Source organism: Salinicola peritrichatus (assembly GCF_003206715.1).
Lineage (GTDB): Bacteria > Pseudomonadota > Gammaproteobacteria > Pseudomonadales > Halomonadaceae > Salinicola > Salinicola peritrichatus.
On sequence record NZ_PZJU01000049.1, the window covers coordinates 134,171 to 147,704 of the forward strand.

General features: G+C 61.9%; 12 protein-coding genes. 7 read left to right on the top strand and 5 right to left on the bottom strand.

The genetic code is table 11. From position 1 onward, the window contains the following. Nucleotides 1-4: 4 nt before the first annotated feature. The 3 genes from pstA to DOM57_RS17095 all read left to right on the top strand — a co-directional run bounded on the left by pstA (nt 5) and on the right by DOM57_RS17095 (nt 2,980). Nucleotides 5-856: a phosphate ABC transporter permease PstA gene (pstA, locus tag DOM57_RS17085; protein WP_204353013.1), complete on the top strand. Its 852-nt coding sequence runs from the start codon at nt 5-7 to the stop codon at nt 854-856. Nucleotides 857-876: 20 nt separating this feature from the next. Continuing rightward, entirely contained in the window at nt 877-1,701 is an 825-nt protein-coding gene (gene pstB, locus DOM57_RS17090; protein ID WP_110650392.1) for a phosphate ABC transporter ATP-binding protein PstB, read from the top strand. A 172-nt stretch (nt 1,702-1,873) separates the two neighbouring features. After that, on the top strand, nt 1,874-2,980 hold the full coding sequence (locus DOM57_RS17095; RefSeq protein ID WP_110650393.1) for an AI-2E family transporter: 1,107 nt from the start codon (nt 1,874-1,876) through the stop codon (nt 2,978-2,980). Nucleotides 2,981-3,067: 87 nt separating this feature from the next. Here the strand turns inward: DOM57_RS17095 and trxA are convergent, their stop codons facing one another. Further along, nucleotides 3,068-3,391: a thioredoxin gene (gene trxA, locus DOM57_RS17100; protein ID WP_110650394.1), complete on the bottom strand. Its 324-nt coding sequence runs from the start codon at nt 3,389-3,391 to the stop codon at nt 3,068-3,070. A gap of 242 nt (nt 3,392-3,633) precedes the next feature. Between trxA and cysB the strand changes: the two genes are divergently transcribed. Then, complete coding sequence (gene cysB, locus DOM57_RS17105) at nt 3,634-4,602, top strand: HTH-type transcriptional regulator CysB (protein WP_110650395.1); 969 nt, start codon at nt 3,634-3,636, stop codon at nt 4,600-4,602. 84 nt (nt 4,603-4,686) lie between these two features. Here cysB and DOM57_RS17110 read toward each other — a convergent pair whose 3' ends face one another. The 4 genes from DOM57_RS17110 to pabB all read right to left on the bottom strand — a co-directional run bounded on the left by DOM57_RS17110 (nt 4,687) and on the right by pabB (nt 8,812). Beyond that, on the bottom strand, nt 4,687-5,307 hold the full coding sequence (locus DOM57_RS17110) for a phosphoadenosine phosphosulfate reductase domain-containing protein (protein ID WP_110650396.1): 621 nt from the start codon (nt 5,305-5,307) through the stop codon (nt 4,687-4,689). A gap of 155 nt (nt 5,308-5,462) precedes the next feature. Beyond that, nucleotides 5,463-6,260 (bottom strand): ABC transporter ATP-binding protein, encoded by a 798-nt coding sequence (locus DOM57_RS17115; RefSeq protein ID WP_110650397.1) that lies wholly within the window; start codon nt 6,258-6,260, stop codon nt 5,463-5,465. After that, nucleotides 6,257-7,336, bottom strand: a complete 1,080-nt coding sequence (locus DOM57_RS17120; RefSeq protein ID WP_204353014.1) for a FecCD family ABC transporter permease — start codon at nt 7,334-7,336, stop codon at nt 6,257-6,259. Before DOM57_RS17120 ends, DOM57_RS17115 begins: the two co-directional genes overlap by 4 nt. An 84-nt stretch (nt 7,337-7,420) precedes the next feature. After that, the gene (gene pabB / locus DOM57_RS17125) at nt 7,421-8,812 is read right to left on the bottom strand and encodes an aminodeoxychorismate synthase component I (RefSeq protein ID WP_110650398.1); all 1,392 of its coding nucleotides are present in this window, start codon (nt 8,810-8,812) and stop codon (nt 7,421-7,423) included. Nucleotides 8,813-9,172: 360 nt separating this feature from the next. Here pabB and DOM57_RS17130 point away from each other — a divergent pair, with 360 nt between their 5' ends. From DOM57_RS17130 to prpD, 3 genes are read left to right on the top strand one after another with little or no spacing between them, the layout of a single operon-like run. Beyond that, a complete protein-coding gene (locus tag DOM57_RS17130; RefSeq protein ID WP_110650399.1) occupies nt 9,173-9,931 on the top strand; it encodes a GntR family transcriptional regulator in 759 nt (252 codons plus the stop codon). Beyond that, nucleotides 9,928-10,812: a methylisocitrate lyase gene (gene prpB, locus DOM57_RS17135; protein ID WP_110650400.1), complete on the top strand. Its 885-nt coding sequence runs from the start codon at nt 9,928-9,930 to the stop codon at nt 10,810-10,812. The genes DOM57_RS17130 and prpB overlap by 4 nt, the downstream gene beginning before the upstream one ends. A gap of 22 nt (nt 10,813-10,834) precedes the next feature. Next, nucleotides 10,835-13,378, top strand: a complete 2,544-nt coding sequence (gene prpD / locus DOM57_RS22775; RefSeq protein WP_420820239.1) for a 2-methylcitrate dehydratase — start codon at nt 10,835-10,837, stop codon at nt 13,376-13,378. The last annotated feature ends 156 nt before the right edge of the window (nt 13,379-13,534 follow it).

A 13,534-nucleotide genomic window follows, 5' to 3' on the forward strand; every position in this document is an offset into this window, starting at 1 on the left:
AACCATGAATATTCAAACGACTTCGCTCTATCGCCGTCGCAAGCTTTTCAATCAGCTGGTCATGGGGGCGTGTGTCGCCGCCACGCTGGTCGGGTTCCTATTTCTGTTCGCGATTCTCTTCACTTTGGTAACCAAGGGCCTGAGTGCGTTGTCGCCATCGATTTTCATTGAACGTACGCGTATGAGCGGTGGTGGGTTGGGCAATGCGATCTGGGGCACCGTTCTGATGACCTCGGTGGCAACCGTGCTGGGAACCATCATCGGTGTGGCTGCCGGCACCTGGCTGGCCGAGTACGGTGGCAAGGGATGGATGGCCAAGGTGATCCGCTTCATCAACGACATCCTGCTGTCGGCACCGTCGATCATCATCGGTCTGTTCATATACGCCGTTGTGGTCGTGCCAATGGGCAACTTCTCCGGCTGGGCCGGCGTGCTGTCGCTCACGGTGATCATTGTGCCGGTAGTGATCCGTTCCACCGAGGACATGCTGCGCCTGATCCCCAACTCGTTGCGAGAAGCCGCGGCGGCGTTGGGGGCGCATCGCTGGTGGATCATCGTTCGCGTCTGCTACAGCGGCGCCCGCGCCGGCATCATCACCGGGATCCTGCTCGGCTTCGCCCGCATCAGCGGCGAAACGGCACCGCTGCTGTTCACCTCGCTCAATTCCAATCAGTGGAACTTCTTCCGGCTGGGTGACGAAATGGCCAACCTGCCGATGACCATCTATCAGAACATGACGATCAATGCGTTCATTCCCGACCTGGTTGCCCTGGCCTGGGGGGGCGCGTTGATCCTGACCGCTGCCATTCTGATCCTCAACATCGCGGCGCGTTACTTCTCGCGCCAGCGTTCCTGACTTCTAGCTGCGAGACCGCCATGACCGTCGATCTTCATTTCAACGCCGAACGCGACGCCGAGCCCGCCGAGGCCACGGCACGCTCGCGAACGGCGTCCAAGTTACGCGTCAAGGATCTGAACCTCTACTACGGCAAGTTCCACGCGCTCAAGCAGATCTCAATGGAGATTCCCGAGCGACAGGTAACGGCATTCATCGGCCCTTCGGGGTGCGGCAAGTCGACCTTGATCCGGTGTTTCAACCGCATCCACGACCTTTACGAGGGAATCCATACCGAGGGCCAGATTCTGCTCGACGATCACGATATCTACGATTCCGGTGTCGACCTGAACCTGCTGCGCTCGCGTATCGGCATGGTATTCCAGAAACCGACGCCGTTTCCGATGTCGGTATTCGACAATGTCGCTTTCGGTATTCGTCTCTATGAGAAGTTGTCCGCCCGCGAGCTGGAAGAGCGGGTCGAGTGGGCGCTGCGCAAGGCGGCACTGTGGGAGGAGGTCAAGGACAAGCTCAAGCAGAGTGGGCAGGCGCTGTCCGGCGGTCAGCAGCAGCGTCTGTGTATCGCTCGCACGATTGCCGTGAAGCCGGAAGTGATTCTGCTCGACGAGCCGACATCGGCACTGGATCCGATCTCGACCGGCTATATCGAAGACTTGATCAACGAGCTCAAGAAGGACTATACGATCGTCATCGTCACGCACAACATGCAGCAGGCGGCGCGGATCTCCGACATCACCGCCTTCATGTATCTGGGCAACCTGATCGAGTGCGACGATACCACCAAGATCTTCACCCAGCCGAAGGAGTCACGGACCGAGGATTACATCACCGGTCGCTACGGTTGATTCCGGGCATTGTGATTTCCCGCTCCCGACTGGCGCGAGCCGGTTCGGGAGTGTTTTTCCGACGGCTCCGGCGCGGCCGTGCATGAATCGGCACCCCCCCCAAGGCGGCGAAGCCTGCTGGAGATCGTGTTAAGGTCGCAACCACACAGGATGTGTCACAAGGTGGTCGACCATGTCTTCCAGGCAGGAACCCTCATTCAGAAACGTCCCTTTTCATCTGATGCTGACGTTGGCATCGCTGACGATCATCATTGCCGGTATGCGCGCAGCGGAAAGCTTGATCATTCCCATTCTGCTGTCGCTGTTCATTGCCGTAATCTGCGCCTCGCCGGTGCACTGGCTTCATCGTAGAGGCCTCAACTCCTATGCCGCGGTACTGATCACGCTGCTGATTCTGGGCGGATTGCTGGCGCTGTTCGGTACCTTGCTGGGCAACAGCTTCACCATGTTCATGGATGGCTGGCCGGAAATGCAGAAAGAGTTGCAGGGGCACTATCTGACGCTGCTGGAATGGCTGGCCAACCAGGGGCTGTCGATCTCGCCGCAGGAACTCTCCAAGATGCTCGACGGCTCGGGTGATCAGAGCTGGATGGCGGATTTCCTGAGTGGACTGGGATTGGTGCTCTCGCAGAGCCTGGTGATATTGCTGCTGGTCAATTTCATGCTGTTCGAGACGCTGGATTTTCGCCAGAAGGTTGCCAGGGCGCTGACCAACCCCGGCCCCAGCCTCGAGCGGGTTACCGAGTTCAGCTACAACCTCAAGCGCTACATGGCGGTGAAAACCGTCATCAGTCTGATCACTGGCGTGCTGGTCACCGTTTCGTGCTGGATCCTCGACGTACAGTTCGCGCTGCTGTGGGGCGCGCTGGCCTTCATCCTAAATTACATTCCCAACATCGGGTCGGCAATCGCGGCGGTGCCGCCGGTGCTGCTTACGCTGGCGCTGCCGGATGGCGGGGTGGTGAAGGCGCTGATGTTGTCGGGCGCCTATCTCGTGATCAACTTCATACTCGGCAATTTGATCGAGCCGCGAGTGATGGGGCGGACCATGGGGCTGTCCACGCTGGTGGCGTTCTTGTCGCTGGTGGTTTGGGGCTGGATACTGGGGCCGGTGGGAATGCTGCTGTCGGTACCGTTGACGATGACGCTCAAGATCGCCCTCGACAGCCACCCCGAAACCCGCTGGATCGCCAAGATGCTGGGCCCTTCCGAGCGTCGGCGGCGGCGTCAGCGCAAGACGCAGAAAGCGTTGGACGAGCTGGAAGAAGAGCTCGAATAGGTAGGCTGCATGAAACGCCAGGCTGGACGAAAAGAGCCGCGCTCAAAGAAGCGCGGCTCGATCGTATCCGGTCTCGGGCTGAAGGTTTCAGCCGTTCTGCTCGATGAACTGAGTCAGTTGAGACTTGGATTGTGCGCCGACCAGTGACGCCACCTTGGCGCCGGACTTGAACAACATTACCGTCGGCACGCCGCGCACGCCGTGCTCGGAGGCAATCTCCGGCGCGTCGTCGACGTTGACACTGACGACCTTCAGTTCATCGGCCTTCTCGCTGGCGACTTCGTCGACCACCGGAGCCATCATTTTGCAGGGGCCACACCACGGAGCCCAGAACTTCAACAGCACCGGCTTGTCGGCCTTGAGCACTTCCTGCTCGAAGTTCGCATTGGTGACATCGACATTGTTGGACATGACGTACTCCTGTAGACATTGCGCTCTTCGCGAGCATATGGGGGCGATGTTAGCCCTTGGACCGGGTGGTGGCAAATATCACTGGTTATCGTAACGATAGCGCTAGGTTATTAAAGCCGGGTTTTTCATACCTCAACATAGGGGCGTGCGGAGACTTCACGCCTCGAGACTTATTGCGTAAAGTAATGGCTAATCCGTTTTTTATGCCGTTATTGCCGCATCGACATGCCACGAGGTCGCACATGAAGCTCCAGCAGTTGCGCTATATCTGGGAGGTGACTCGCCATCAACTCAACGTGTCGGCGACCGCCCAGAGCTTGTTCACGTCGCAACCCGGAATTTCCAAGCAGATTCGTCTCCTGGAAGACGAACTGGGCGTCGAGATATTTGCGCGTAGTGGCAAGCATCTGACCCGGGTCACTCCGGCGGGCGAGGCGATCGTCGATCTGGCCGGCAAGGTGCTGCGCACCGTCGATGACATCAAGCACGTCGCGCAGGAGCACAGCGACGAGCGCCGGGGCAGCCTGGCCATTGCCACGACGCATACCCAGGCGCGCTACGTCCTGCCCGGCGTGATCGGCGAATTCCGACAGAAATACCCGGACGTCGCGCTGCACATGCAGCAGGGCACGCCCAAGCAGATCGCGCAGATGGTCAGCGAAGGCACGGCGGATTTCGCCATCTGTACAGAGTCGCTGGAGCTGTTCAACGACCTCGTCCTGCTACCGTGCTACCGCTGGAATCGCTGTATCCTGGTTCCCCAGGGACACCCGCTGGCCACGGGAGAGTTGACCCTGGAGCGCGTGGCGGAGCATCCGCTGGTGACCTACGTATTCGGCTTCACCGGACGTTCCCAGCTCGACGACGCCTTCAAGTCCCGTGACCTGACTCCCAATGTGGTGCTCACGGCGGCGGATTCCGACGTCATCAAGACCTACGTGCGGTTGGGGCTGGGGGTCGGTATCGTCGCGCACATGGCGGTCGATCCGGTTGCCGACAGCGACCTCGTCGCGGTGGATGCCTCGCACCTGTTCGCGAGCTCGACCACCAAGATCGGCATTCGCCGCGGCACCTTCATGCGCACCTACATGTACGACTTCGTCAAGCGCATGGCGCCGCATCTCGATCGCGATACCGTCGAGGCAGCGCTGGCGGCAGGTCCGCGGCACGAGGCCGAGTTGTTCAAGGACATCGAACTGCCGGTGCTGTAGCGTAGCGCGCTTTGGTGAGATGCCAACGAAAAGCCCGCCGCAGTTCATCAACTGCAGCGGGCTTTGGGTTCTGCCGGGTGGCCCTCAGTGTTGCAGGTGCAGGCCGCACTCGCGCTTGGCTTCCACCTTGGTCGGGTCGAAGTAGTCGAAGTTGTTGGGCAGATCGTGCTGCTGCAGGTACTGGTACATCTGCTTGGCGGTCCAGTGCAGCACCGGAGCCACTTTCAACAGACCGTCGGCGTTGCGTGACAGCGGCTGCATGCGCGAACGCTCCGGGGTGTCCTCGGCGCGCAGGGCGGTGAACCAGACGTCCGGCGCGGTTTCGGCGAGCGCGCGACGGAAGGGCTCGAGCTTGACCTCCTCGGTGAAGGCTGCATGGCGCGGATCATCGATGTCCGGCGTGGGGCCTTCCACTGACTCGCGATGAGCGCGCGAACGACGCGGATGATAGATGCTCAGGTTGAGGTCGAGCCGCTGCGTCAGTTCATCGGCGAAACGATAGGTCGCCGGGGTGTTGTATCCGCTATCCATCCAAACGATGGGGATGTCCGGGCGGACCCGCGTTACCAGGTGCAGGATGACCGCTTCGAAAGGACGAAAATTGGTGGTGCAGATCGCCTTCTGGTCCAGACCCAAGGCGAACTCGGTGATGGCCAACGGATCGTGGCCGATTTCACGATTGAGCGTGTCGAGATCGAACGCCATGCGGGGCTCCTAATGCGGACGATTGCCCGGTAAGCAGATGGCAATCGTGCGACGTTGCGTGGGATGGCTGCCACTCTAGCAACGCTCGCCCATCGACGACCAATACCGTTTGGTTAGATGGATATATAACCAAATTATCTACAATGGTATTTTGCTTAAGCGATTCCGTTATTACTGCCCAACTGGCGTATGGCCGCCAGCGGCGTCACGCGCGGTGGTTCATCGACCGGCCACTCGACATGGGCGGTAATGGCGTAGACCTGGCGCAGGCGTTCCGTCGTCAGCACTTCGCCGGGCGCGCCGCTGGCGATATGCTCGCCGGACTGCAGGATCCAGATATGGTCCGCGAAGCGCGCAGCCAGGTTCAGATCATGGATCGCGATCACCACGACGAGTTGCTTCCGGCGCGCCAGTCGTTGCAGATAGTCGAGCACTTGCAGTTGATGATGGAGATCGAGCGCGCTGGTCGGTTCGTCGAGCATCAGCAGTCGCGGCTGGCGCACGATCGCCTGGGCGATCGCCACACGCTGGCGTTGGCCACCGGACAATACCGCCAATTCGCGTTCGGCCAGCGAATCCAGCTCCAGGGAGCAGAGCGCCTGGTCGACCGCGTCCATGGCCTCGGCCGGGGATTCGGCGACCTGCGTTCTACGGGCCAACAAGACTGCCTCGAACACGTTGAGCGCGGCACGCGAGCCGATCTCCTGCGGCAGGTAATAAAGCCGGCCGGCACGCTGTTCGATCGATAGAGTGCCAATGGCCCGATTCTCGAGGACGATGTCGCCGCTGGCCTTCTCGATGCCGGCAACCGCCTTGAGCAGCGTCGACTTGCCCGCGCCGTTGGGACCGATCAGTGCGGTGATCTCTCCCGCGCGGGCCCGGAGCCCTGACAGGCCGTGAAGTATTCGGCGATTGCCGAGACGGCAGTCGAGCCGGTCGATGGTGAGGGTCATCCCCACAGCTCCCTGCGTGAGCGCAAGATCAGCGAGACGAAGAAGGGCAGGCCGATCAGGGCGGTAAGTATGCCGACCGGCAACAGGATGCCGGGGACCAGGGTCTTCGAGAGAATCGAGGTCAGCGACAGGATCAGGGCGCCGGTCAGTGCCGACATCGGCAGGAACACGCGCTGATCCTCACCCACCAGCAGACGCGCGATATGCGGCCCGACCAAGCCCACGAAACCGATGGTGCCGACGAACGCCACCGCCGTCGCCGACAACAGCGCGCAGCACAGCAACATGCGCAGCCGCAGGCGCCCGACGTCGATACCCATCGCCTTGGCCTGGACGTCGCCCAGGCGCAGCGCGGTCAGGCGCCAGTGCGACCGAGCGAAGACCGGCAGCGTCACCAGCAGTGCCAGCATCGCCAGGCCGACCTTTGTCCAGCTTGCTTTACTCAAGCTGCCCAGTGACCAGAACACCAGTTGCTGCAGGGATTGTGCCGAGGCGACGTACTGCAAGACGCCCAACAGGGCGTTGAAGAAGAACATGATCGCGATGCCCATCAGCACCATGGTTTGAATGCTGACGCCACGCAACCGGCTGAGCCCCCAGATCATCAGCGAGGCGAGCATGGCCAGCGCGAAGGCGTTGCCGGTGACCAGTAGCGTGCCGGCCAGCGGCACGATTCCGAGACCGAGCACGATGGCCAGGGCCGCGCCGAAGCTCGCTGCCGACGAGATGCCCAACGTGAACGGGTCGGCGAGCGGGTTGTTGAGCAGGGTCTGCATCTCGGCGCCGGCGATGGCCAGGCTGGCACCGACCACGATCGCCATCAGCGCGACGGGTAACCGGACATCCCATACCACCACTTGCAGTATCCGGGGAACCTCCCCCGGAAGCACCAGCGCGTGCAGGACCGCGGAAAGCGGGTAAGGCCCCGGCCCAGTGGCGATATCGATCAGCAGGGTCGTCAGCGTGGCCACTGTCGTCACGGCGATCAGCCAGCGTTGACGCCGCTGACGCGCCAGATAACGGTCGACGGTGCTACGTGGTCGGATATCGGTGGCGGATGAAGTCGTGGCTTTCAAGATGACGGGAGCGCTCGAGCTGGTAAGACGAAGGAGCAGGGTAATCCAACGCGTTGGTATCGGGAATCATCGATGCCCCAGCCGTTACGTTTCGAGAGCCCGCATCAGACGCCCGATCTTGGTCAGCGTCTCGTGGTACTCGGCATCTTCGTCTGAATCGGCGACCAGGCCGCCGCCGCCCCAGATGTGCAGGGTGTCGCCATCCGCCACCACGGTGCGAATGGCGATAGAAGTGTCGAGTCGGCCGCGACGGTCGACGTAACCCAGGCTGCCGCAATAGACGCTTCGGATACTCGGTTCGAGTTCGTCGATGATCTGCATCGCGCGGCGCTTGGGAGCGCCGGTGATCGACCCGCCGGGAAAGGCGGCGGCCAATAGCTCCAGTGGCTTGGTCCGCGCTGCCAGCTCGCCGCGTACGACACTGACCAGATGATGCACGTTGGCATAGCTTTCGAGACCGCACAACTGGGGCACATGAACACTGCCGGGGCGGCAGACGCGTCCGAGATCGTTGCGCAGCAGGTCGACGATCATCACGTTTTCGGCGCGGTCCTTGGCGCTGCGCTGAAGCTCCCGGGCCAGTCGGATATCTTCCTCGGCAGTCGCGCCGCGAGCACGGGTGCCCTTGATCGGCCGGGTCTCGACCTCGCCATTGACCGCGCTGAGAAAACGCTCCGGCGACAGCGACAATATCGCCTGGTCACCATGAGCCAGGTAACCGCCGAACGGCGTCGGCGTGGCCTGTCTCAAACGGCGGTACGCATGCCAAGGGTCACCTCGATAGCGTGCGGTGAAGCGCTGGGTCAGATTGATCTGATAGCAGTCGCCTGCATGCAGATAATCGATGACACGCCGGAAGCGCTCGCCATAGCCGGCACGATCGAAATCGGGCCGGAAGGACGTGGCCAACGAGAAGTCGTCGTCAGGCGCTGGCGAATCCGCCTCGAGCCAAGTCAAGACGGCCTCTCTCCGCTCGGCCGAAGCGACCAGGAACGCTCGCTCGGCGGCATGATCCTGAACCAAGGCCCAGTCATGGATGCCCAGCCGAGCCTGGGGCAGCCCCGGGCCGGGGCGCGGCGGGCGATGTCCGAGGTCTCGCTCGTGCTCATCGGCAAGCGTGTAGCTCCAGTAACCCAATAGTCCGCCGAGAAAGGGGAGGGCCTCGGTTCGCTTGGTCAGCTCGGATGAGATGCGCGGTAGATGATTGGCCACGGCATGCTCCAGCAGCGCCTGTTGCGCCTGGAAACGACCGACGGGCAGTGGCAAGAAGGGCTCGCAGCGAGTACCGGCGGAATCGATGGTCAGCGTATAGAGCGGGTCGCTCGAGAGAATGTCGAAGCGACCGCCCGGTGCGGCAGGGCGGCCGCTATCGAGCAGGACTGCCCCGGAGCGATGTCGCAGGCGTTCGAAATACGACGCTGGGTTCGGTGAGTAGGGAAGCTCGACGATCTCGAGCCACGGTCTCGCGTTAGCCATGCCAGCCTATCTCAAAATCGGGTAAACGCCGACAGGGCGGTATTCGTCTTGCCGGTGCGTTCGGGAAGTGGATGCTTGGTGGCGAGTGTATCGGGAGCGATCTGGATGAGCGAGGTCTTTACCTCGAATCCGGCTGGCCCAGGCGAGCCGGCCTGCGCTTGCCGTGACGGGCCTGATCCGGGCCGCGTCGAAACGCGCAGTATGGAGCCCTTTCTTGTGCAGACAACCCATTGTCGACAACTTGGTTTCGAGCGTTTTTACAGATTAGACTAAAGTGCGACGAATGCGGGGCTTTTTTGATTGCTCCGACTTCGCATCGGTCCTAATATGACCCTATATTCCTTTAATTGTTAACAATCCATGGCCGATTACGTCACACCGACTCTCGACAATGACGCTGAATTGCCCGCCGTGCGGACTTTGGCGGAGCGTGTCTTTCACCAGTTGCAGCGTGCGATCGTGCGCGGCGAGTTGCCGCCGGGCACGCGCATAACGGAACCCGAGCTGTCGTCCCATTATGGGATCTCGCGCGGCCCCCTGCGCGAGGCGATGCGCCGGCTGGAGACCTATCGCCTGATCGAGCGGGTGCCGCATGTCGGTGCGCGCGTGGTCAAGCTGTCGATGGAGGAGCTGCTGGAACTGTTCGACGTGCGCGAGGCCTTGGAAAGCATGGCGGCGCGTCTGGCGGCCAAGCACATGACGCCGGAAGAGATCGCCGGGCTGCGCGACGTGTTGGCAGTCCACGAGCGCCAGGACGATCTCGCCAGTGGCGAGGCCTATTACCAGCGCGAGGGCGATCTCGATTTTCACTATCGCATCGTGCAGGGCAGTCACAATCGCATGCTGATGACGATCCTGTGCGACGACCTCTATTACCTGGTGCGTCTCTACCGCACCCAGTTCAGCGCCAGTGGTACCCGTCCGCACCAGGCATTCATCGAGCATCATCGTATCGTCGATGCGATCGAGTCGGGGGACGCCGAACTCGCCGAGCTGTTGATGCGCCGCCACGTCAGCGCATCCCGCGAGAACGTCGCGGCCAGTTATGCGCGTGCGCTGGAAAGCCAGGCCGACGACGCCCAGCCCATCGAACCCGAAACTTCCAGGAGCGCAACATGAGCCAGCCGAGCCCCGGCGCGCGTTTCCGCGCAGCACTCGAGACCCATCGTCCGCTGCCGATCGTCGGTGCCATCAATGCCTACAGTGCGATGATGGCGCAAACGGTCGGCCACCCTGCGATCTATCTTTCCGGCGGTGGCGTGGCCAACGCCTCCTTCGGCCTGCCCGACCTGGGAATGACCACGCTCAACGACGTGGCCGAGGATGCGCGTCGTATCACCGGCGCCTGCGAACTGCCGCTGCTGGTCGATATCGATACCGGCTGGGGCGGGGCCTTCAATATCGCCCGGACCATCAAGGAGATGGGGCGGGCCGGCGTGGCGGCCGTGCATCTGGAGGATCAGGTGGCGCAAAAGCGCTGTGGTCACCGGCCCAACAAGGAGATCGTGTCCCAGGCGGAGATGGTCGATCGCATCAAGGCGGCGGCGGATGCCCGGCTGGACGACGATTTCTACCTGATCGCGCGCACGGATGCCTTTCAGAAAGAGGGGCTCGAGGCGGCGATCGAGCGCGCCAATGCCTGTATCGCCGCCGGTGCCGATGCGATCTTCGCCGAGGCGGTGCATACCCTTGACGACTATCGCGCCTTCTGCGAGGGCGCCGATGCGCCGATTCTGGCCAACATCACCGAGTTTGGCGCCACGCCGCTGTTCACCCAGCAGGAGCTGGCGGAGGTCGGCTGCCGGATGGTGCTCTATCCGCTGTCGGCGTTTCGGGCCATGAACGCCGCGGCGCTCAAGGTTTATCAGGACATTCATGCCAAGGGGCATCAGCGCGATGTCGTCGACATGATGCAGACGCGTGAGGAGCTCTACGAGTTTCTCGACTATCACGCTTATGAACGCAAGCTCGACGCGCTGTTCGAGAAAGGGCGTAGCTGAGCGGGGAGGCAACATGGCGGAAATGACCAAAAGCACCGGATTGCGTGGGCAGAGCGCGGGCACGACCGGGTTGTGCACGGTAGGCAAGAGTGGTTCCGGGCTGACCTATCGAGGTTATGACATCCAGGAGCTGGCGGAGAATGCCCGCTTCGAGGAGGTCGCCTACCTGCTGTTGAAAGGCGATCTGCCCAACCAGCAGCAACTCGACGACTACATCGCGTTGCTCAAGCGTTCACGCGGATTGCCCGATCCGCTCAAGCGGGTACTCGAGCAGATCCCTTCGGATGCCCATCCCATGGACGTGCTGCGTACCGGGACTTCGATGCTCGGCAACCTGGAGACCGAGCAGCGCATGGAGGATCAGCAGCGCCACGCGGATCGCCTGCTGGCCGTCATGCCGTCGATCCTCAACTACTGGTATCGGCATTCGCACTACGGCGAGCGCATCGAGACCGAGACCGACGACGTCTCGGTTGGCGGCCACTTCCTGCATTTGCTGCACGGCAAACCCGCCTCCGATCTGCATGCCCGGGCGATGAACGTCTCGCTGATCCTCTATGCCGAGCATGAGTTCAACGCCTCGACATTCACCGCAAGAGTGTGCGCCTCGACGCTGTCGGATCTGCATAGCTGCGTGACCGGCGCCATCGGCTCGTTGCGCGGGCCGCTGCATGGCGGTGCCAACGAGGCGGCGATGGAGATGATCAGCCACTGGTCGAGCCCGGACGAGGCGGAGCGCCGGATCCTGGAAATGCTCGAGCGCAAGGACAAGATCATGGGCTTCGGCCATGCCATCTATCGTGAGTCCGATCCGCGCAACGCGATCATCAAGGCGTGGGCGAAACGGCTGGCGGACGATGTCGGCGATACGCATCTCTATACGGTTTCCGAACGCGTCGACGAGGTCATGTGGCGCGAGAAGAAGCTGTTTCCCAATGCCGATTTCTACCATGCCAGTGCCTATCACTTCATGGGCATACCGACCAAGTTGTTCACCCCGATCTTCGTCTGTTCACGGCTGACCGGCTGGTGCGCCCACGTTTTCGAGCAACGCGCCAACAACCGCATCATCCGCCCCAGTGCGGATTACGTCGGGCCGGAGAAGCGCGATTGGGTGCCGATNNCCGAGCTGCAGGCCATCGCGGATTACGTGCTCGGCTATCGTGTCGACAGCCAGGAGGCGCTGGATACCGCCCGCAATTGCCTGATGGATACCCTGGGCTGTGGTCTCTTGGCGCTGCGCTTTCCGGAATGCACCAAGCATCTGGGGCCAATCGTCGAAGGCACGGTGGTGCCGCATGGCGCACGGGTGCCGGGAACGCAACTACGCCTGGATCCGGTCAAGGCGGCTTGGGACATCGGCTGCATCATCCGTTGGCTGGATTACAACGACACCTGGTTGGCGGCGGAGTGGGGCCATCCCTCGGACAATCTCGGCGGCATTCTGGCGGTAGCCGATCATCTCTCGCAGCAGCGGCTGGCGCGAGGCGAGCCGCCACTGACCATGCGCGATGTGCTCGAGGCGATGATCATGGCCCACGAGATCCAGGGCGTACTGGCATTGGAGAATTCCTTCAATCGTGTCGGGCTGGATCACGTGGTGCTGGTCAAGGTCGCCTCGACCGCGGTGATCGCCAAGCTGATGGGGGCCGATCGCGAGCGACTGCTTTCGGCGCTGTCCCACGCCTTCGTCGATGGACAAAGTCTGCGCACCTATCGTCATGCGCCCAATGCCGGTTCGCGCAAGAGCTGGGCGGCGGGGGATGCCACCTCTCGGGCGGTGCGTTTGGCCGATATCGCCATGCGCGGCGAGATGGGCGTCCCCGGTGTGCTTTCGGCGCCGCAATGGGGCTTCTACGACGTGCTGTTCAGCAAGACCAACAAGGACCAGGCGATCAAGCCGGTGCCCGAGCGTCGGTTCCGGGTGGCTCAGGCATACGGCACCTATGTGATGGAAAACGTGCTGTTCAAGATCAGCTTCCCGGCGGAGTTTCATGCCCAGACCGCGGCCGAGGCGGCCGTGATCCTGCATCCGCAGGTTCGCAATCGTCTGGACGAGATCGAACGCATCGTGGTGACCACGCATGAATCGGCGATTCGCATCATCTCCAAGGTAGGCGAACTGGCCAATCCCGCCGACCGAGATCACTGCCTGCAATACATGATTGCGGTGCCGCTGGCGTTTGGAGACCTGACCGCCGAGCATTATGAGGACGCGTTCCACCACGCGCATCCGATCATCGACAGCCTGCGCGGCAAGATGGAGATCGTCGAGAACGAGCGCTATTCCCGTGAGTATCTGGAACCCGACAAGCGCTCCATCGCCAATGCAATCCAAGTCTTCTTCAAGGATGGCAGTCATACCGACCAGGTGGCGGTAGAGTATCCCATCGGTCATCGCCGCCGCCGTGCGGAGGGGATTCCTCTGCTGGAGAAGAAGTTCCAGCGCAATCTGGCCACACGCTTCCCGGCTGGGCGCTGCGAGCGGATCTTCTCGCTGTGCCAGGATCAGGCTCGCCTGGAAGCGACCTCGGTGGCGGCATTCATGGACATTTGGACTATCTGACGCCAGGTATGACGGGTGCCACTTCGGCCAGTCGATGACCTCCTGATGACAACCCGAAAATTTTCTTGCGATAGGGCTTGCCAAGCGCCTTCGAGGTCCGTAAAGTACGCATCCGCTGGCGACGACAACAGCCGCCGGCACCGCTCTTTAACAATC

Excerpts from the sequence above, each read along its gene's own strand:
- pstA (WP_204353013.1), top strand. The coding sequence starts at position 5 with ATGAATATTCAAACGACTTCGCTCTATCGCCGTCGCAAGCTTTTCAAT.
- pstB (WP_110650392.1), top strand. The coding sequence starts at position 877 with ATGACCGTCGATCTTCATTTCAACGCCGAACGCGACGCCGAGCCCGCC.
- DOM57_RS17095 (WP_110650393.1), top strand. The coding sequence starts at position 1,874 with ATGTCTTCCAGGCAGGAACCCTCATTCAGAAACGTCCCTTTTCATCTG.
- trxA (WP_110650394.1), bottom strand. The coding sequence starts at position 3,391 with ATGTCCAACAATGTCGATGTCACCAATGCGAACTTCGAGCAGGAAGTG.
- cysB (WP_110650395.1), top strand. The coding sequence starts at position 3,634 with ATGAAGCTCCAGCAGTTGCGCTATATCTGGGAGGTGACTCGCCATCAA.
- DOM57_RS17110 (WP_110650396.1), bottom strand. The coding sequence starts at position 5,307 with ATGGCGTTCGATCTCGACACGCTCAATCGTGAAATCGGCCACGATCCG.
- DOM57_RS17115 (WP_110650397.1), bottom strand. The coding sequence starts at position 6,260 with ATGACCCTCACCATCGACCGGCTCGACTGCCGTCTCGGCAATCGCCGA.
- pabB (WP_110650398.1), bottom strand. The coding sequence starts at position 8,812 with ATGGCTAACGCGAGACCGTGGCTCGAGATCGTCGAGCTTCCCTACTCA.
- DOM57_RS17130 (WP_110650399.1), top strand. The coding sequence starts at position 9,173 with ATGGCCGATTACGTCACACCGACTCTCGACAATGACGCTGAATTGCCC.
- prpB (WP_110650400.1), top strand. The coding sequence starts at position 9,928 with ATGAGCCAGCCGAGCCCCGGCGCGCGTTTCCGCGCAGCACTCGAGACC.